The following is a 20,635-nucleotide window of genomic DNA, read 5'->3' as shown; positions in this document are numbered from 1 at the left end:
TGCCAGGAAAAGAGACGGCGAAGAGAATTGCTCTCGAACGCTGACGCGGACAGGGCACTTTTCTTCGCGCGTCTCCGGCGAGTCTCACATTTTGCCAACACATACTGAAGCCCCGCGCCGGGCTGGTCTTTGGAAGGGACGGCCGACGCGGGGCGCCCACAGCTACCGCTGCAAGCCTCATGAATACAACGGTACGAGGAGATGGTTCTGTGGCGCGCTCATGGATGTCGATCCTGGGCGCCGCCCTCACGCTTTTTGTCGCTGCGTCGTTCTTCCCCGGTACGGCCCTCGGTCAGGGGGCTGATCCCCCGGATGCGTCTCTCGAACAGGAGGGGGAAGGCACCTGGCACGATGACGTGCTTCGCATCAAGGTGGCCCCGAATGTGGCCGACCAGGCGACGCCCATGAAGCGAAATGGGGTTGCGACCCTTGGCGTTGCGTCAATTGATGCGCTCAACCGGGAGTACGACGCCGTCTCGATTGAGCCCCTGTTTGATGTAGGGGGCGAGTACGCAGAGCGCCATCGCGAATACGGACTGCATCGGTGGTACGAAATTCGTCTCGCCGAGGGGAAGGCCTCGGCCGATGCGGACATAGAGACGGCCATGAGCGCGTACTCGAACGCGTCGGCCGTCTCCGTCGCCGAAGGAAAGGCTCGGGCTGAGCAGCACGTCGTCGAAGATTCGCGGGCGCCTGTCACGTCGCTGCTCGATCCACTGCCCGGCACGCCCGATGACCCGCTGTACGGGGATCAGTACGGGTTCCAGAACATCGAGGCGGAGGGGGGATGGTCGACCCGGACCGGCGACACGACGGTCGTCGTGAGCGTTCACGACTCCGGCATCAGCGGAAGCTTCGACGGGAACGAGACCACCGTCAACCATCCGGATCTCCAGCCGAACGTTTGGTACGGGGGGGACCCCAGCGACGGAAGTGTGCACGGGAAGAACTTCCGGGCCGGAGACCCGGCGGACCTAACTGATAACAACGGCCACGGGACGCACGTCACCGGAACGGTCGCTGCCGTCACCAACAATGCCTTCGGCGTAGCGGGCACCGCGGGGGGGAACGGGGAGTTCGCGAACGGTCGCGGAACCGGGGTCCGATTCATGGTGACGCCGGGCCTCAACCAGCCGGACGCCTACGTGTACGCCGCCGATAACGGGGCGGTGATCTCCCAGAACAGTTGGGGCTTCACGAGTCCGGGGGTCTTCCCGCAGTCCCTGCAGGATGCCATTGACTACTTTATCGACAACGGAGGGGGCGACCATCTCGACGGGGGCATTGTCGTCTTCTCCGCCGGAAACGACGCCGACAACGGAGACTGGTTCCCGGCGGCCTACGACCCGATCGTCTCGGTGGCCTCTACCGATCAGAACGACAATGTGTCTTCGTTCTCCAACTACGGGGAATGGGTCGACATCGCCGCACCTGGCACCGCGATTTTGAGCACCTGGATCGCGGGGCAGGGAAGCGTCGAAGAGAATTTTGAGTTCCTAAGTGGGACCTCGATGGCCGCCCCGCACGTGTCGGGGGCTGCCTCGCTGGTGGTGTCCGAGTTCTCGGACGTCAGTAGCCCGGAGCAGGTGGAGTCGATCCTGGAGGAGTCCGCCGACAACGTTGGGGCGACGCTCGACATTGGGGCCGGTCGCCTGAACCTGGCCCAGGCGCTGCAAGAGGACGATGGCAACGCGCCGGCGGCGATTGCTGATCTGTCGGTGAGTGACGTAGCGTCGGCCCATGTGGACCTGCAGTGGACGGTGCCGGATGGGGAGCCGACGGTCTACGACATTCGGTATTCCACCGATCCGATCGAGACCGATCAGGATTTTCAGAACGCCACGCAGGTGGCCGATCCGCCGTCCCCGTCCGCGCCGGGCGACACCGACGAAGCAACTGTTGAAGGCCTGACGCCGGGCACGGAGTACTTCTTTGCCATCAAATCGTCGGACACGTTCGGCAATACCTCCGGCCTGTCCAACGTGGCGTCCGCGACCACCGAGAATGCCCCGGCGATCGCCGTGGACCCGGAGTCGGTGTCTCAGACGCTTAACACTGGCGAGTCTGGCTCCGACAACTTTGCGATTTCGAACGTCGGAGAAGACACGCTTTCGTTCGCGCTGCAGGCCGGCACCGGTGGGTCCGACATTGCCGATCCGATCGGCGAGCCGACGGAGCTTCGCAGCCTGGCCGGTGCGCTTCCTCCGCGCCTCGAGCAGATGGAGGCGAATCAGCCTCAGGATCGCTTCTCGTCGAGTGAAACCACCTACAAGGCCGACGAGGGAGCCGTACAGCAGCAGTCCACGGAGGTCGAAGGGCGGCCCCTCGCGAAGCTGCTCGACGAGGTCGGGACGACCGGATTTGGGAATGACGTCTTCAATCAGGAGTACGAGATTTACTCCTTCGACCTCGGCGTTCCGTCCGACCTCACACAGGTGGACGACGGGGTGAACTCCTTCGCCGGAAACTTCATCCAGGGGAATAACGAGGAGATCTACTGGATCGACAATGCGGACAACACCCTCAAGACGTATGCCCTCGACGATGGCACCGTCGAGGCGATTGGGGAACTGAACCCGCAGTCCAGCGACCCGGGATGGACCGATCTAGAGACGGACTATTCCACCGGCACCACGTACGTTACGACCACCGATGCGCTCTACGAACTCGATCCGCAGAACGCGGAGCTGACACTCGTCGGTGAATTTTCCGGGGGCCTGTTGCCTGTCGCCTTCGCGGTTGACGCTGAGGGACAGGGGTACCTCCACGACATTCAGGGCGATAACATTCTAACCGTCGATCTGGAAACGGCGGAGACGGAGGTGCTCGGGTCCACGGGCATCGACGCCAACTTCGCCCAGAGCATGACCTACGACCACGCGACCGACCAGTTGCTCATGGCGGCGTACAAGGGCAACGCGGCGTCCGTCCCGGCCGAGCTCCGAGAGGTAAACATGGAGACCGGCAACACGGAGCTCATCGCCCCGATCGGGCCGGAGGGCGAGTCCAACGAGCTTGGGTGGTTCGCTACGCCGGGGCCGAGCTTCCAGTGGCTCACCGCCGAGCCGACCGAGGGCGAGGTCGCTGCGGGCGATCCCGGGGAGGAAATCACGCTCACCTTTGAGACGGTGGCGGACGACGAGGACGCGAACGACCTCGTCGGAGGCCTTGAGTACTCCGGGAGCGTACAGGTCGAGAGCAACGACCCGGGCACGCCGGTCGAGGAGGTTCCGGTTACGTTGACCGTAGAGGGGAATCCGGCGATCTCCGTCGATGAGGGCCTCGACTTCGGCGAGGTCTTCGCCGGCACGACGGGACGGGACACGCTGACCGTCACGAACGCGAGTGACGACGCCATCCTGCAGGTGGCCTCGATCGAACTCGCCGAGGGGGACACGCCCTTCTCGGTGGCGGACGCGTCGCCGTTCGTCCTCGATCCGGGACAGAGCGGGAGCATTCCCCTCGCGTTCGAGCCGACAGAGAATGGCTCATTCGAGACGACGCTCTCATTCCAGAATTCGGCCACCGGCACGCAGGAGGTCACGATCACCGGGCAGGGATCGCCGTTCGTCTCGATTGCGCCGGACGAACTGAATCAGGAAATCGACCTGACGTCCGGCGACTCGACGGCCACCCAAGAGTTCACCATCACCAACGAGTTCAGTGAGAGCCTTCCGTTCTCGGTGGTCGTTGAGGCCCTCGAGGGCGAAGGGGCCATGGACCTCACACCGAAGCTGGCGGACGAGGAGCTTCAGCGCTGGCGTCAACTGCAGCAGACCACGCCGCAGTTGAACGCGGAGCCCGCGGAGCCGTCGTTGGGACCCGCCCCCGACGACGGGGCGACGACCAGTTCGGCCGCGGCACGCCTCCTGGACGGGCCTCAGGTCCTGGACGAGACGGGCGTGACGGCCTACGGTGCGGAAGTGATTGCCCCCGAACTCGTGGCCTTCGACACGGGCCTGCCGGGCGAGTTCACGGTTGTCGATGAGGGTGTGGACTCGTACGCCGGAAACTTCACCCTCGGCAACAATGACGAGATCTACTGGATCGACAACACGGACAACAACCTCAAGACATATGCCCTTGAGGACGGGACCGTCGAGACGGTCGGCGAGCTCAATCCGGAGGGGTCGGACGTCACCTGGTCGGACATGGAGACGGATCCGACCGACGGCACGACCTACGTGACCGCCGGCGAAGGCAACACCAACCGGCTCTACGAGCTGGACGTGGAGAACGCCGAGCTCGACCTGGTGGGCGAGTACGCGAGTGGCGGCGACCTCGTCGTGGCGCTCGCGATTGACGGCGAAGGGGATGCCTACGCCCACGAGATTTTGAACGACGAAATCCTGAGCGTCGACCTTGAGACGGCCGAATCGGAGGTCATCGGCTCCACGGGCATTGACGCCAACTTTGCCCAGAGCATGACCTACGACGCCGAGACGGGCCAGGTGCTCATGGCCGCGCTCCACAACTGCTCCATCTTCGGCTGCGGGAGCGGGACGCTCCGCCAGGTCGATCGCGAGACCGGCAACACGACGCTGATCGGATCCTTCCCGGAAGGCGGGAACGACGAGCTCGGCTGGATGGCCACGCCGGGCCAGGGCATTCCGTGGCTCGCGACGAACCTGGAGCAGGGCACGGTCCCGGCCGGCGCCACGCTGCAGCTGGAGGCGCAGTTCGACGCCACGCAGGTCGAGGAGGGCGACTACGAGGCCCAGATCAGCATCGTCGGCGATGACCTGCAGGGCGAGCCCAGCGAGTCGGTTCCGGTCAACCTCTCGGTAGAGGCGGCGCCGGTGGCGTTCGTCTCGAAGGATTCGCTCGGGTACGAGGACCTCTTCGTGGACGACACGTCGAGCACGCAGATGGTAACGCTCCGCAACGACGGCGCGGCCAACCTGAACGTGACCAACGTGTCGATCGACTCGGAAAACTTTGCCTTCGAGGGAGAGAGCGAGTTCACGCTCGGGCCGGGCGATGCGCGGATCTTCGACGTGGCCTTCACGCCGCAGAGCGTCGGGGAGTTCACCGCGACGATGACCATCGAGGGTGAGGAAATTTCGGCTCGCGAGGTTACGCTCGTTGGCGAAGGCATCCCGGCGCCCGCGCTCTCGCTCACTCCGACGAGCTTCGAGAAGCAGGCCTACGTCGGCCAGACGCAGGGAGAGACCGTTGAGGTCACCAACACTGGCGGCAACCCACTGGAGTACGACCTCTCGGTGCTGCCGACCAGTCCGCCTGCGCAGTCCCTCCTCCTTGAGGAAGGCTTTGGTGGAGAAGAATTCCCGCCGGGCGACTGGTTCCGCGCCGGTGCGAACGACGGCGAAAACTGGTCGACAGTAGGTGAGGATTGTACCTTCTACTTCGACGACCCGGAGCAGGCGTGCTTCTACTGGTCCCCCTCCACGGAGGGTACGCAGCGCCTGATCACGCCCCAGCTAAACACCGAGGACCTCGGACAGGTGTTCGTCCAGTTCTCTCACATCATCGACGCCTTCAGCGAAGGCGAATTCACGGTCCGTCTCGAGACGACCGGCGATGGTGGTGAGACCTGGACCACGGTGGAGGAATTCCCGGCCCAGGACGTTGGCCCGATCGATGAGATGATTGCGATCGACAACGAAGACGTGGGCTCCGACGAGTTCCACGTGGCCTGGACGTTCGAGGGCGATTCCTTCAACATCAACGGCTGGGCCGTCGACGACGTGCAGGTGTTCGCCGGTGGCGAGTGGCTGGCCGTCGACCAGACGTCCGGCACCATCGCGCCGAGCGAGTCGGACACCCTCAACCTGACCGTGGACACCAACGTGCCGGGCATCGAAGAGAACACCTACCAGTCGGGCCTTGGCTTCGTGACCAATGCCCCGCTGGCGGAGACCGCGGAGCTGCCCTTCACGCTGAATGTGATCGAGGCCCTCTCCGTGACCGCTGAACACTCGGAGGGTGACGGTGAGGTGTTCCCGAACGAAGAGTTCACGTTGGACATGAACGCTGAGAGCCTTGATGACCTGGAGGTCTTCTCCTACCAGATGGAGATGGGCTTCAACACCGACCGCATGCAGGTCCAGGAGGTGACAACCGAGGGCACGCTCAGCGAAGGCCTCACGCTCACCTCGAACATCGACAATGAGGCGGGCGTCGTGACCATCGCCGCGGCCGACGACGGGCTGAATAGCAACAGCACCGGGAGCGGCGAGAGCGACGGCGACGACGGAGCTGCCCTCTTCGACATTGAGGGCGAGGGCGTTCTCGTCTCGATCGAGGCGACCGGCCAGCCCGACCACGGCGAGATGGTCATGGACCTTCAGGAGATGGTGTTCAACGAGGGGCAGCCGCCGGCGACCCCGGTGAACGATACCATGGAGGTCGTCCCGCTCTACGGCGACACGAACCTCAATCTCAGCATCACCGCAGGAGACGCGGGAGATGCCCTTGACTTCGTCGTCGGATTGACCGACCTCATTGAGGCGCAGCGGACGCACGCGGATGTCTCAGGGGACGGTGACGTTAGCGCTCTTGATGCCTCACTAATCCTACAGCGTACAGTCGGTGGCATTCCGTGCTTCCCAGTGGAAGCCGGCTGTGAACAGGGAACGGAGGCGCTGGCCACCACCTCGAAGTCGTCTAGCAAAGCAACCGCGTCCTTTGCCTGGGGCGAGGTGACCGAGCCGAAGCAGGCCACCAGCGCAGAGAGCGAGAAGATGCAGTTGCCCCTGGTTCTCAGTCAGACTGGCCAGTCGGTACGGGCCATCGACGTGACTACGAAGGTGGACCCGGACAAGGTGGCCGTGAACGACATGGCGGCTCAGCTTCCGGACGACTGGCGGGCGGTCCACCACGTGTCCGACGATGGGACCTTGAAGATCTCGATGGCGGGCACCACGCCGATCTCCAATGCCGGAAAGGTTGCGACCCTGACCATGGAGCGCAAAGAGTCCGACGCGACGCTGGAGATGGGCGGCAATGTGACCGTCAACGAAGGGGCTGCCCAGAAGCTCGAGACGAAGTCCATCGTCTCCATCCCGGACGAGTTTGCCCTGGAGGGGGCGTACCCGAACCCCTTCCGGCAGGCCGCAACCCTGAAGATGGACCTGCCCCAGAAGGCGAACGTGACCGTCGAGGTCTACGACCTGCTGGGCCGCAAGGTGCAGACCGCACACCGCGGTGAGATGGCCGCGGGGTCGGGCCGTACGGTCCAGATCAGCGGCTCCGACCTCTCCTCGGGCACGTACTTCTACCGCGCCCGGGTCGAAATGGACGAGAACCGCGTGACCGAGACCGGGAAGATGACAGTCGTCCGGTAGTTCCGAAGGATGCTACCCGAAGATGGGGTTTCCTCAAGACAACCAAGGGGTTCGAGGAGCTTAGCTCCTCGGGCCCCTTTGGTTCTTGGGGGCACTCGTAGCCTTCACACTCAGAATTTCTTCTTCCATGATGAGCGACCGACATGTAGCCGCGGCATTGAGCCTGCTCCTCGTTCTGGTTTTTGTTGGAGGGATGCCTGCACCGACACATGCGCAGTCGGGCATTTCTGTAACGGTTGCTGAGATCGATCCGACGCCGGGGCAGACCGTGACCCTGAGTATCGAGGCGGATCTCAGCGGAAACAGTGTGGATGCCTATTCGGACATGGAGTTTACATTCGATAGCGAGGTCCTCAACATAGTTGACATCCGAGATGGGAGTGAGCTTAGTTTTGGCTCAAACAACCTTACGAAGAACGAAAGTATAGGTGAGCTGCGGGTGTCTAATACGACCAGTGGTTCGGTGTCGGGTAATGGAGAATTCCTCCAGATTGATATTGAGTTGACTACTGGTTTTCAAAATCCTGGGACCTTCTTCAGACTGACTCCCAGTGACCCAACTGGTGTATCCACTAGCGTCTTCGAGAACGATGATACGATCTTAGAGATATCGAGCATCAATCAGGGGAAAGTCGGCGATCTTGGAGTCCAGAATGCCCGCGACGGAGGTGCAACCAGCACGGCCACGGTGCGCGGCACGGTGACACGCGCCTTTGGGTCGTACGTGCGGTTTGAGGACGAGACTGGTCGCACCAGTGCGAGTGGGTTGACCGTCGGGCCCGTGAGTGGCGATTTACAGCAGGACATTACGGATGGCAACATCACGCAGGGAACAGAGCTTTACGTGCGGGGGACGCTGTCGGACTCCAACGGGCTTCTCCGCGTCAACGGCCCGGACCTTGGCAACTACGTGATTCTGGACCAGGGCGTACTGCCTGCCCCCCAAGAGGTCTCTCTGAGCACACTCCAGTCCGGTGGGGAGGACTACGAAAGTGAACTTCTTCGTGTGGACGGCCTCTCGTTTCCCGGTGCGAGCGGGACATTCAGTGAAAATACGACCTACACAGTCGAGGACGAGACGGTGCAGGGCTTCGACTACCGTGTTGAGTCGAGCGACCAGACGGAGCTCATTGGCGAATCCATCCCGACCGGCACGTTCACCTACGAAGGGGTTCTCGGGGAGTCGAGCGACGGATTCCAACTGGTGCCCATCCGGCCGGCGACCGCCCTGCCCGTCGATCTGACGGGCTTTACGGCCGTCCAGAGTGAGGACGCCGTGGTGCTAACGTGGCGAACGACCAGTGAGACCAACAACGCGGGCTTTCGCGTCCAGCACGAACGGGCGGCCGGCTGGCAGGAGCTCGGCTTCGTCCCGAGCACAGCCGACGACGGGACGACCGGCGAGGCCCAGTCCTACCGCTTCGTGGTCGACCGGCGGCTTGGCCCCGGCACCCACCGGTTCCGCCTCGAGCAGGTCGACCTCGACCGGTCGACGGCCCTCAGCGACACGGTGCAGGTGGAGGTCGGCATGGAGGGGACGTTGCACCTGAGCGCGCCGGCCCCGAACCCGTCGTCCGAGCGGGCGACCCTGTCGTTTGCGGTGCAGGAGGGGAGGAGGGCGGACGTCGCGGTGTACGACGTGCTGGGCCAGCGGGTACAGACCTTGTACGAGGGCACGCCGCCGGGGGAGGAGGCCAGGCGCGTGACCGTGGAGACGGGGACGCTGTCCAGCGGGGTGTACGTGGTGCGGCTCCGAGCCGGGGGGCGGACGCAGACCCGGCGCCTCACCGTTGTTCAGTAGGGAAACCGACGTGGCGCTACACCTCCTCGCCGAACGATTCGCCCGCCGCCGACCCGTCGAGAGGGGGAGGGTCCGGGGCGTCGGGATCGTTTTCGAGGCCCCGATGCCGCAGGTCTTGGCCCTCCACCATGAAGACGATGCTCTGGGCGATGTTTTTTGCGTGGTCGGAGATGCGCTCCAGCGCCTTGCTCACCGTCAGCAGGTGGGCAATCACCTCGGACTGCTCGTGTCCGTCCTCGCACATCTCCACGAGGGTCGCAAAGGTCTCCTCGTGCAGCCGGTTCACCTGTAGGTCCCGGGCGATCACCTTGCGCGCCTTCAGTCGGTCGTTCTCCAGGAACGCCATCTCCGCCTCCCGCAGCATCGTGCGGGACATGTCGGCCATCTTGGGCAGGCGTGTATCGGCGAGCAGGCCGGGGGCGTCGACCAGGTAGCGCGCATTGCGGGACAGGTTGCGGCAGTGGTCCCCGATGCGCTCGAAGTCGGTGTTGATCTTCACCGCCATGATGAGCATGCGCAGGTCCACCGCGACGGGCGAATGGAGGGCCAGGATGCGCTCACACTGCTCGTCGATGCGCAGCTCGAGGGCATCGACGGCGTCGTCCCCGGCCACGACCTCCTCTGCGAGGTCCACGTCGCCCTGAAGCAGGGCGTTCATCGCGTTCGCGAACTGCTCGTCGACGCGGTTGGCCATGTCGGCGATCAGGCCGCGCAGGGACGCCAGTTCTTGGTCGAGGGACGAACGGTTGGGCATGGCCGAGCAGAAGAACAACGCAGGAAGACGAAAGCCCGTCGGGGCTATCCGAAGCGGCCGGTCACGTACGCCTCGGTCCGGTCTTTCTCGGGACGGGTGAAGAGCTGGTCGGTCGGGCTCATTTCGATGAGGCGGCCCATGTAGAGAAAGGCCGTCTCGTCGCTGATGCGGGAGGCCTGCTGCATGTTGTGGGTAACGATCACGATCGTGTAGTCCTTTTTCAGCTCCGTGATCGTCTCCTCAATTTTTGAGGTCGCGATCGGGTCGAGGGCGCTGGCCGGCTCGTCCATGAGCACCACGTCGGGCTGCACGGCGAGCGTCCGGGCAATGCAGAGGCGCTGCTGTTGCCCTCCGCTCAGATCGAGCGCACTGCTGTGCAGCTGGTCCTTCACCTCGTCCCACAGGGCGGCCTGCCGCAGCGAGCGCTCCACGAGCGCGTCGAGGTCCCCGGTGTAGCCGTTGATCTCGGCGCCCCACGCTACATTCTTGTAGATGCTCTTGGGAAAGGGGTTCGGCTTCTGAAACACCATCCCGATGCGTCGGCGCACCATCACCGGGTCGGTGTCGTCCGCGTAAATGTCCTGTCCGTCCGCGAGGATGGTCCCCTCCAGCGTCGTGCCCTGGATGAGCTCGTTCATCCGGTTCAGGCACCGCAGCAGCGTGGACTTGCCGCAGCCGGAGGGCCCGATCAGGGCCGTCACCCGATTGGGCTGCACGTCCATGCTGATGCCCTGCAGGGCGTGATTCTCCCCGTACCAGAAATGCAGGTCCTCAATCCGCAGCTTCGGCCGCACCGACGGGGCGTCGGCCTCGGGCGCGGCCGCCTCCCCCTGCGGCTCGGGGGCGTCGGGACGGCCGTTGGGTGTGGGCGCGTCGGCGGAGACCGGCGAGGTGGGCGCGTCGTCGGTGGATTCGTCGGTAGGCATAGGAGGCACAGTCGGTCGTGCGGGCAGGGCGGGAGCGGGGCGGTGGGCTTAGGAGCCGGCACGGCGCTCTTCGAAGTAGTTGCGCAGCAGGATGGCCGTCAGATTCATGGTGAACAGGAGAATCATGAGCACCACGATGGCGGCGGCCGCCAGGCCCTCAAACTCGGATTGCGGGCGGGCCGTCCAGTTAAAAATCTGAATCGGAAGCGCGGTGAACTGATCCAGGGCCCCCCGGGGAAGAAACGGAACGAAGGTGAGTGCCCCAATCAGGATGAGGGGCGCCGTCTCCCCGATGGCCCGGCTGAGCGCAAGAATGACGCCGGTGAAGATCCCGGGCGCGGCCATTGGCAGGACGTGGCTCCAGATGACCTGCCAGCGCGTAGCACCGAGGGCGTAGGCATTCTCGCGGATGCCGCTCGGAATGCTTCGAAGGGCCTCCTGGGTGCTGATAATGATGATGGGCAGGATGAGCAGGCTGAGCGTGAGGGCCCCGGCCAGGAGGCTTTGTCCCAGTGCCGCGAAACGCACAAAGAGGGCAAGCCCCAGGATGCCGTACACCACGGAGGGCACCCCGGCGAGGTTGGCGATGTTGATTTGAATCAGGCGTAGGAACCAGCCGTCCCGGGCGTACTCCTCAAGGTACACGGCGGAGGCCACGCCCAGCGGCACCGAAATGAGTGCGGTGAGTCCCATTAGCCAGAGGGAGCCGAACAGGGCGGACTTGATGCCGGCCTCGCCCGGGTTGCGGGACGGAAAGCTTGTGATGAACCGCCCGTCGAGCCAGGGCGTGCCGGAGGCGACGACGTCTACCAGAAGCGTCACGAGCACGACCACGCCGAAGATCGTGGCCAGGAAGAGAATGCCGGCCAGGGCGATCCCAATGCGCTTGCGGCGAGAGCGGTAGGTCTGAAATGCGCCGTCTTCGGAAGGCTCCATCGAGGTGCGTGGAGTGAATGCTCGGGTGTTCGAACGGGGAGGAGAGAGGGCGGGGACGGACCGTGCCGTCCATGAACGCGAGGCCTCAGTATTCCTCCTGGTAGTGAAGGGTAATGCGGTTGGCGAAGATGTTTAGGGCAAGGGTGATCAGGAAGAGCACCAGGCCGACGGCAAAGATGCTCTGGTAGACGATCGTGCCCTGCGGGGTGTCCCCTTTGCTCACCTGCACGATGAAGGCGGTCATGGTCTGGATGGACTGCGTGGGGTCGAGGGTCGCCTTCGGGGTCGCCCCTGCCGCCAGGGTCACGATCATCGTCTCCCCGATGGCGCGGCTCACCGCCAGAATAAAGCTCGCCATGATGCCGCTGAAGGCGGCGGGCACGTTCACGCGCACCACGGTCTCGTACTTCGTGGCCCCGAGGGCGTAGGCCGCCTGCGAGAGGCTGTCGGGCACGGCCTGGAGGGCATCCTCACTGAGGGAGGCGACCATCGGAATGATCATGATTCCGACGACGATCCCTGCACTGAGGGCGTTGTAGACGCCGAGGCCGGGGACGACCGTCTGCAGGAGTGGGGTGACGAAGGTCAGGGCAAAGTAGCCGTACACCACCGTTGGAACGCCGGCCAGCAACTCCAGGCTCGGCTTCAGAACCTTCCGGACCCACTTGGAGGCGTATTCCGAAATGAAGATGGCACTGGCCAGGCCCACCGGAAGGGCCACTACCGCCGAAATAACGGTCACGAGCAGTGTGCCCGCCAGCAGGGCCCAGATGCCGAAGTGCTTCTCCGAAAACTGAGGCGTCCACTGCGCGTCCCCGAAGAATTCCGTCAGGGCCACCGTCTGAAAAAACGGGATCGACTCGATGATCAACACGGCCGCGATCCCGAGCGTCGTGAGGACACTGACCAGGGCACACGCCCCGAGCACGTACTCAATGAATTTTTCCTTCGGGCTGTCGTAGACCTGCCGGCGAAGGTCCTGGGCCGGACGGTCGGCTGTCGTCGTCTCGTCGTCCGCGGGTTTGGAGGGGGGAGAGGGGGGCGTGCTCATAAGGGGGAAGCCTGTTCAAGACGCTCGCGACCGGGCGGGGACCTACTCGGCAGCCACGGTGTCAGACGGTGCCGTGCCTTCGGCTGCCTCGCGGAGCATTTCTTCCACCTGCGTGCCCGTTGCGTCCACGCCCTCCACCCCGAAGACCGTTCCGCTCGTTCGGTCCTGAAAGCGCTGCAGGGCCAGTTCGTACGCGTCGTCGGGCATCGCGACGTAGCCCACGTCGGAGGCCAGTTCGCCGGCATTCTGGAGGTAGAACGTGACGAACTCTTCGACGGTGGGGGTGATTTTCGCGGGGTTGACGTAGATGAAGAGCGGGCGTGAGAGCGGCCGGTAGCGCCCGTTCTTGACGGTCTCCGCGCCGGGGGTGACGCAGGGGGCCCCGCCGTCCCGTTCGTCCGGGTCGATGCTGAGGGCCTTCAGCTTGTCGGCGTTGTTCTCGTAGTAGGCGAGCCCGAAGTACCCCAGGGCCGTTTCCGTGCCCGTGATGCCCTGCACGAGCACGTTGTCGTCCTCGCTCGCGGTGAAGTCGGAGCGGCTGGCCTCCGCCTCTCCCACAATCGCCTCCGTAAAGTAGTCGTAGGTGCCACTGGCCGTGCCGGGCCCGTACAGCTTAATGGGCCGGTCCGGATAAGAGTCGCGAATCTGGCCCCAGCGGTCAATCGAGCTGTCCGGCTTCCAAATCTCACGGAGCTCGCCGGCGGTCAGGCAGCGGGCCCAGTCGTTTTCGGGGTGCACCACGACGGCCAGTCCGTCGTAGGCGACCGGAATTTCGATAAACTCGATGCCGTTGGCTTCGGCCTTTTCAATCTCGTTCGGGGCAATGGGGCGGGAGGCATCGTTGATGGCCGTCTCCCCCCGCAGAAACTTCGAGAACCCTCCGCCGGTGCCGCTCACGCCCACGTTCACCCGGGCGCCCTGGCTGTCCTCCATAAACTCCTCCGCGACGGCCTCCGTGAGGGGAAAGACGGTGCTGGAGCCGTCAATGCTTACCGAGTCGACCGAGGAGCCGCCACAGCCGACAAGTACGACTGCCAGTACGACGAGTCCGGCGAGGGCCGACGGGAATGCCGGCGTACATCGAGGGAGAAAAGACGGGAGCCTACGCATTGTAGCAGGGAAAGCATGAAGAAGATGACGGAGGTGAACGTAGTGAGTCAATCATAATGCTCACTCGGGCCAAGAGAAAGCCCTGTTCGTCGCCCTTGGCCCCTATTCTTTCATCCGGTACCCGACGCCCTTGACCGTTTCAATGTATTCGCTGCCAATTTTCTCGCGGATTTTGCGGATGTGCACGTCCACGGTTCGGTCCACGACGTAGACATCGCGGCCCCATACCTCGTCGAGGATCTCTTGTCGGGAGAACACGCGGCCGGGATGCGAGGCCAGAAAGTAAAGCAGTTCGAACTCCTTGCGGGGAAACCGCATTTCCGTCTCGCCGTCGCCGTTCTCCTGGTAGACGAGGTATCGGTCCCGGTCCACCCGCAGATTGTGCACTTCGATTTGGTCGGGCGGGTCCTCGTAGCGGTGGGCGCTGCGGAGCAGGGCTTTGGTCTGGCTGACGATGACGGACACGGAGACCGGCTTGCCGAGATAGATGTCGGCCCCTACGTCGAGCCCCTGCACCTTGTCGTCCTCCTCGTTCCGGGCGGTCAGCATCATGATTGGGATGGTGCGGAGGTGGGCGTCCTTGCGGAGCTTCTGGCACACCTCGATGCCGTCCATCTTGGGCATCATGATGTCGAGGATGATAAGGTCCGGGTCGTGCTCGCGCGCCTGCTCAAGCGCCTCAACGCCATCGCGGGCAAGCAAAACGCCAAACCCCTCCTGCTCCAGATTGTACTCCACAAGGCTAAGCAGGTCCTCCTCGTCGTCAACGACGAGAATGGCGGACTCCTTCGTTCCGAGCTGCTGTTCCGTCACAGTGTGTGAAGCCAGTCGTCTTGAAGGCTATGGGGCATCCGGTCCTACCTTCAGATCCGCGTTGCTGTTGTTATCGAACTATTATCATCCGTCTTCAGTGTCCCCCTTTGCCGGTTTTTCGCAGGCGGCAGGGCCCGCAGTGCGCCGAAAAGATCCTGGCGTAATACACAACATGCCGTCTGCCGGGCCCAGGCGGCCCGAGCACGACGTCCCGGAACGAGCGCTGTTGGACCAGGACGGGGCCCGTGGCCCGACTCGTGAGACTCCGGTTCTGGGATGGATTTTACTCCGGTTCCGTACGGGCGGTGACGCGGGGCCCGTCCGTGAAGCACGCGTCCGTTGTACGGACGTGCCGATCGGGGCAGGACTGCGCCCGTCCATCGATGGACGGAACGCGACGGGGGGCTTTGAGGCACCGCCGTCGCCTGCGAACCTGGGAACTGCGAAAGGCAACGGGACCCTTCCGTGAATTCTGGAGACGCGGGCGGCGGGCCCGCGACGCGGAGGAATCCATCGGCGGTGGGACTCGTGGGGCATTGCGGTTGCGCAGTCCCGTCGAACGCATGCAAGGTCGGTTCACTTGATCCTTTCGAGTCCGTACGATCGCGACATCTTGGACCTGGCGGTGCCGGCCCTCGCGGGGCTTGCCGCCGGGCCGCTCGTCTCGCTGGTCGACACTGCGTTCGTGGGACAGTTGGGCCGCATTCCGCTGGGGGCCCTCGGGGTGAACACCTCGATCTTTTCGATGACGTTCGTCGTCTTCAACTTCCTCGCGTACGGCACCACCCCGCGCGTGGGCCGGGCCGTGGGCAACGACGACCGTGAGGAGGCCGGCCGGGCGGTCGTGCGGGCGCTTGTGCTCGCCATGGCGGTGGGCATCGTGGCCCTCGCCGCCCTGCAGGCCCTCGCCCGCCCCATCTTAATTGTGATGGGGGCGAGTGAGGAGCTGATGGCCCCGGCCCTGTCCTACCTGCGCATTCGCGCCCTGGCCGGCCCGGCGGTGCTTCTCATCACGGCGAGTCACGGCGCCTTTCGGGGGTACCAGGATACCCGCACGCCGATGGTGGTGACGCTCGGCTTCAACGTCGTCAATGGGGGGCTCGACCCGCTGCTGATTTTTGTCTTCGACTGGGGCCTTGCCGGGGCCGCGGCGGCGACGGCCGTCGGCCAGTGGGTCGGGGCCCTCACGTTTCTGTACCTGCTCCTCTACGCGCAGCGGGACGAACTCGGGATTCGGCTGCGGTGGCCGGCGCCCCACACGCTCGTGCCCTTTCTGAAGGTGGGACGGGACCTGTTCTTGCGCACCGCCTCGCTCGTGGGCACCATGACGCTGGCGACGGCCATGGCGGCCCGCGTGGGCGTGACGGCCGTGGCGGCCCATCAGGTCGCGGCCCAGCTCTGGACCTTCCTCGCCCTGCTGGTCGACGCACTGGCCGTCGCGGCGCAGGCCCTCGTCTCGAAGCACCTCGGGGCGGACGATCCGGAATCGGCCCGCGAGGTGGCCCATCGGTTGGTGCAGTGGGGCCTGGCCGTGGGCGTCGGGCTCGGCCTTGGGTTCTGGGCCCTGCGGCCGGTCCTGCCCTGCTTTTTTACCGACGACCCCGACACGGTCGCGGCGCTTCTCGACGTGTACCTTTTCGTGGTGGTGCTCCAGCCCCTGAACGGGCTCGTCTTCGTCGGGGACGGCATCTACATGGGGGCGGAGGCGTTCCCGTACCTGGCAAAGGCGATGATTGGAACGGCCCTGGCGGCGGCCGTGGTGCTGCTCCTGGTGAACCCCATGGGCTGGGGCCTCGTCGGGGTGTGGGGGGGCATCGCGACGCTCATGGTGGGCCGCATCCTTACACTGGCGGGGCCGTACGTGCGGGGGACCTTGTTCGCACAAGGGGTGGGGTAGGGCGGCGCCGGGCCTGTCAAAAGAGCGGCAGGGGCGCGGTGTAGGTGAGGCTGGCGGTCACCACGTCGTGGCGGAGCGTGGACGGGGGGGCGGAGAGCGGAAAAACCTCTGCGTTCGTCGAGGGGCCCAGTGCGTTCTCGGACCCGGCAAAGACCGAGCGGAGGCCCGGGTTGTACCGGAGCGCAAGGCCCAGGCGCCCGGTTGCGCCAATGCCATATTCCAGCCCCGCCCCCACCACGAGCCCCACGTCCCAGCGACGAAGGTGGTCGTCGTCCAGGAGGTTGATGCGGTCCGCAAAGGCTCCTCGGGCGGAGCGGGCGTCGCGCTGCACGGTGCCCCCGAGCGCCACGTCCACGGAGAGCCCCGCCACGGCGTGGGCGGACAGACGGCCTCGGATCGGGAGGGCGCGGCGCCCAAGCATCAGGCCCTGCACGTACGACAGGCGATACCGCTCCACGGAGTACCGCTCGGACAGCGGTTGGGAAAAGTGGCCGCCCTTCTGGATATAGGAGAGCTCCGGTTGGAGGGCATAGGCGTCGGTGAGGGGGATGAGCAGAAAGGCCCCAGCGTGCAGGTCGAGTCGCGGGTTTGCGTTGGTTGTGCGCCGGCCCCCGGTGAAGGGAATTGCGCCGTCACTCAGAAACCCGAAGGTGGGCCCCGTGCGAAGGCCCACCCGCGCATCCTGTGCCGCCGCGCGGGGCGCCATGCTTCCCGCTGCGAGGAGGCAGGCCCCCATCAGAAGAAGGACGACGGGCGCCGCCTGTGCGGGCGACCGAAACGGAGCAGGAGGGAGCATCCGTGCTGTGGGGCGGTGTGAAACGTGCGACGGGTTCCGAAGGGGCGGGTCGCGGGGCCAGGCGGCTGCGACTGCAGACGGGGGCGGCACCTTCTAGCCTGAAGACGAAAATGGATCGCCCCAGTCTACGTCGTCGGCCGTCCACGCGTCCTCCGGGGGCTCTGTGTCCGACGGGTCCAGCCCCGAGGAGGGGGCTGTGTCTGGGGCCTCCGGGGCCTCATTGCCGGCGGCGTCCTCAATGTGGGCGAGCACGGCGTCCCGGATGTCGGGGACCTGCTCCTTCGCCGCCTTTAGGGCAGCGAGCGACCACCCGTTGCGGCCCTTTGCCTCGTCGTCGCGGCCCACCGCGGCGTTCACGCGCCGGTGCAGCATCCGAATCACGACCTCGATGTTGTTCGCCTCGTCGCCCTGCCCCACGGCGCCGACGAGGGCCTCGTCCGAAGGCGGGTCGAGCCGGTGCAGGACGGTGCCCGCGGCGCGGCGGACGGCATGGTTTAGCATCGTGCGGTAGGCCTGTCGCTCGCGGGCCGGTCGGTTGGGCGGGGGCGGCAGGTCCTCGTCGCCGAGCGGGTGGTTTCGCTCGATGATTTCCCGTTTGAGGTGGTCGGCGTCCGGCACGTCGAGGCCCTTCTCGCGCAGGCTGTCGAGGGCCTCCTCCATGGCGGCAAGGTCGTCCTGAGCCTCCTCGGCTTCGGTGCCCTCCACCGGCAGGTACGCATCCACGTCGAAGCCCTCGATCTCTTCGCTCGTGACCTCCGCGGGGTCGCTCTTGCTGCGGTCCCGCGACGCGTCTGTGTCCGTGTCCCCCGTGTCCTCCTCGGCGTGGGACTGCGCCCAGGCGTCCAGGTCCGCGAGCACCTGCGCCTCCTCGGTTTCGTGTTTGAAGTACTGCCAGTGACCGTCCTGGTTGAGGCCGGCGTGGGCCACCACGTGCGCGAGGTTGTCGGTCTCGGTGCCGTCGGGCAGGGCGCGGAGCGCCCGGCCCACGAACTGGGTGTAGGGGGCGACCGAGCGGAACGGACGAAAGAGGGCCGCGACGGAGATGTTTTTGTTGTCGTAGCCCTCCCCCAGGATGCCCACGTGGACCATGGCGTCGAGGTCGCCGTGCTCGTAGGCACGGAGGCGGCGCTCGCGCTCCTCGGTCGTTATGCCGCGGCTGGCCACGAACGCGGCCTCGACGCCGCGGCTCCGGTAGAGGGCCGCCACCTGCTCGGCGTGGCGGATGGAGCAGGCCGCGGCGAGAATCTGGTGCCGCTCCGTGCCGCGTCGGGTCTTGGCCTGCAGGAGCTGTACGCTGCGGTCCACGATCGTCTCGTTGCAGACGTCCGACAGGGCGACGCCCCGCGAGAACCAGGTTTCCTCGCGCAGGTCCATGATCTCCGCGCGGGTGAACGACCGCTCCTCCCCCTCCACGGTGAACGTCATTTCGGACGCCACGGCATCGACCCGCACGATGTTCTTCACGTACCCGGCGTTGATGGCGTCGGCCAGGGCGTAGCGGTAGACCGGCTCGGCGCGGATGGGGCGCTCGTCGCTCCGAAACGGCGTGGCCGTGCAGTAGATCTTCTTCGCGTCGGGGAACGCCCGGTTGACGTTCTGCCACGAGTCGGCGGGGGCGTGGTGCGCCTCGTCCACCAGAATGAGGTCGAAGAAGTCGGACGGGAAGAGGGGCAGCCAGCCCTGCAACTGCTGCACGTTCGCCACGATCACGTCCGCCCGGCGGCAGTCCTCCTCGTTCACGCGGCCCCGCTCCAGGGCCACCACGCGGGGCAGGCGCGCATCGGGCGGCAGCACGTCACAGAAATGATAGAAGTTGCCGGTGCCGCTGAAGGTGCCCTCTGCCAGGCCGTCCTTGATCGTCAGGTTCGGTGCCACGACCAGGACGCGACCCTCCGCAATCCCGAACGGGGCGCAGGCGAGGAGGCCCGACTTTCCACAGCCCGTGGGCAGGACGACGATGGCCGGGCGTTGCGTCGCGCGTTCCGCGCTGAAATGGTCGCGCAGGGCGAGGTAGCCTTCCTCCTGCGGCGTCCGCAGTTGGTCGTTGCCCACGATGTGGGCGTCGGTGTCCCGAAAGTACTCTCGGATTTGTGCGCGCTGCCGGTCGTGCTGTGCCCGGAGGGCGCTCGTCCGCTCGGTTGGGGCGTCCCCCTTTGCCCGGTTGCACTCGTGGCACAGTGGGTCAAGGTTGAAGACGGCGTGCTCCCCGCCGTCCGCAAAGGCCTCGCGGTGATCGAGGTGTTTCCGCAGGGACACGCCGTCGATCGTGCGCCCGCACTCCCGGCAGGTCTGCCCGTCAAAGTACTCGACGCGCCGCCGAACGGCCTCGGGGATGTGACGGGAACGGCTCATGTCGGGCGCGGTGGAGTCGGCGAATCCGTCGGCGGCGCGCAAGAACAACATGACCGGCCCGACGATGGATTCGGGGCCGGGGCGGAGGCACACGCGAACCCCCGACGAGAGACTACATCCCGACAGGCTCGGCCTCTCCGCCGTCGCCGTCTTCGTCGCGGCTGCCGTCGGAGGCAGGGGTGCGGTCGCCGACAGACAGGGGCTCGGTGTGGAGGGAGGACTCGTCCTCAATGTCGTCGGAACGGACGTAGACGCGCCCGTCGTTCTGGTCGACGGAGTAGGACCCAAAGTGCTCGTCGGACCAGTCAAGAATGCGGTAGATCTCGTGGCCGAGCTGATCGGCGTCGAGCACGAACCCAACCACCTGATTCTGGGGGTCCTGCAGGCAGTAGTGCATAGAGTGGAGGAGGTTGTTCAGAAATCAGTGACAAACGACAGTCCGTACACCGAGCAACATTTGCACCAGCCGTGTGCAATCAGGCCGGGGGCTGTCACTTCGGCATGTGCTGGTGGGGGCACAGAGGGGCCTGACAGCATCCGGGGACATCCGGGGAGACGGCCCGACAATCCGTCGCATCTAGCCATCGCCCTGGGGCGGCGCGTGGGGAGCTTCCCGGCAGTGCGTCGCCGGTGCAGAGGGGCCTCGCAGTCCCAATATGCACCTTCATCAGACCGGACAAGGGAACCATCCTACTCGGTTATGTCCGGGACGTTTTTACGAAGGAAAAACAAGTGAGCATCGGCTATGTAAACCCGCAGAAATACGTTTATTCGAGGGTCATTCTGAGCGACCGACGACCGGAGGGAAAAGCGAGTCGACAAATCTTACTGGGTCCAGCGCGAACGCTGATTTGGGCATATACCGGCCTGAAGGTCGCTTCTGCTGAACTTC

General features: G+C 65.2%; 12 protein-coding genes. 3 read left to right on the top strand and 9 right to left on the bottom strand.

Annotated features, from left to right (window positions below):
- Nucleotides 1–224: 224 nt before the first annotated feature.
- Together OJA40_RS05145 and OJA40_RS05140 are read left to right on the top strand one after the other, a co-directional pair.
- On the top strand, nt 225–7,307 hold the full coding sequence (locus OJA40_RS05145; RefSeq protein WP_263810070.1) for a S8 family serine peptidase: 7,083 nt from the start codon (nt 225–227) through the stop codon (nt 7,305–7,307).
- 700 nt (nt 7,308–8,007) lie between these two features.
- Entirely contained in the window at nt 8,008–9,108 is a 1,101-nt protein-coding gene (locus tag OJA40_RS05140) for a T9SS type A sorting domain-containing protein (protein WP_263810069.1), read from the top strand.
- 16 nt (nt 9,109–9,124) lie between these two features.
- Here OJA40_RS05140 and phoU read toward each other — a convergent pair whose 3' ends face one another.
- The 6 genes from phoU to OJA40_RS05110 all read right to left on the bottom strand — a co-directional run bounded on the left by phoU (nt 9,125) and on the right by OJA40_RS05110 (nt 14,698).
- Nucleotides 9,125–9,862 (bottom strand): phosphate signaling complex protein PhoU, encoded by a 738-nt coding sequence (phoU, locus tag OJA40_RS05135; protein WP_208426849.1) that lies wholly within the window; start codon nt 9,860–9,862, stop codon nt 9,125–9,127.
- A 44-nt stretch (nt 9,863–9,906) separates the two neighbouring features.
- Nucleotides 9,907–10,788: a phosphate ABC transporter ATP-binding protein PstB gene (gene pstB / locus OJA40_RS05130; protein ID WP_103015823.1), complete on the bottom strand. Its 882-nt coding sequence runs from the start codon at nt 10,786–10,788 to the stop codon at nt 9,907–9,909.
- A 48-nt stretch (nt 10,789–10,836) separates the two neighbouring features.
- Entirely contained in the window at nt 10,837–11,724 is an 888-nt protein-coding gene (gene pstA / locus OJA40_RS05125) for a phosphate ABC transporter permease PstA (RefSeq protein WP_208426848.1), read from the bottom strand.
- Nucleotides 11,725–11,809: 85 nt separating this feature from the next.
- On the bottom strand, nt 11,810–12,775 hold the full coding sequence (pstC, locus tag OJA40_RS05120) for a phosphate ABC transporter permease subunit PstC (protein WP_208426847.1): 966 nt from the start codon (nt 12,773–12,775) through the stop codon (nt 11,810–11,812).
- 42 nt (nt 12,776–12,817) lie between these two features.
- Nucleotides 12,818–13,885, bottom strand: a complete 1,068-nt coding sequence (locus OJA40_RS05115) for a PstS family phosphate ABC transporter substrate-binding protein (RefSeq protein ID WP_208426846.1) — start codon at nt 13,883–13,885, stop codon at nt 12,818–12,820.
- Between the two features lie 102 nt (nt 13,886–13,987).
- Nucleotides 13,988–14,698 carry a response regulator gene (locus OJA40_RS05110; protein ID WP_208426845.1) on the bottom strand — a complete coding sequence of 237 codons (711 nt, stop codon included), beginning with the start codon at nt 14,696–14,698 and terminating at the stop codon, nt 13,988–13,990.
- Nucleotides 14,699–15,278: 580 nt separating this feature from the next.
- Between OJA40_RS05110 and OJA40_RS05105 the strand changes: the two genes are divergently transcribed.
- Nucleotides 15,279–16,595: an MATE family efflux transporter gene (locus OJA40_RS05105; protein ID WP_263810068.1), complete on the top strand. Its 1,317-nt coding sequence runs from the start codon at nt 15,279–15,281 to the stop codon at nt 16,593–16,595.
- A 16-nt stretch (nt 16,596–16,611) separates the two neighbouring features.
- Here the strand turns inward: OJA40_RS05105 and OJA40_RS05100 are convergent, their stop codons facing one another.
- From OJA40_RS05100 to OJA40_RS05090, 3 genes are all read right to left on the bottom strand, one after another.
- Nucleotides 16,612–17,391, bottom strand: a complete 780-nt coding sequence (locus OJA40_RS05100) for a porin family protein (RefSeq protein WP_263810067.1) — start codon at nt 17,389–17,391, stop codon at nt 16,612–16,614.
- Between the two features lie 93 nt (nt 17,392–17,484).
- Nucleotides 17,485–19,794, bottom strand: a complete 2,310-nt coding sequence (locus OJA40_RS05095; RefSeq protein WP_263810066.1) for a DEAD/DEAH box helicase family protein — start codon at nt 19,792–19,794, stop codon at nt 17,485–17,487.
- 61 nt (nt 19,795–19,855) lie between these two features.
- Complete coding sequence (locus tag OJA40_RS05090) at nt 19,856–20,140, bottom strand: hypothetical protein (protein WP_208425670.1); 285 nt, start codon at nt 20,138–20,140, stop codon at nt 19,856–19,858.
- Between the last annotated feature and the right edge of the window lie 495 nt (nt 20,141–20,635).

This window comes from Salinibacter pepae, from assembly GCF_947077775.1.
GTDB lineage: Bacteria > Bacteroidota > Rhodothermia > Rhodothermales > Salinibacteraceae > Salinibacter > Salinibacter pepae.
The sequence above is the reverse complement of the archived record's forward strand: the minus strand, read 5'-3'. Positions and strand labels throughout refer to the sequence as shown.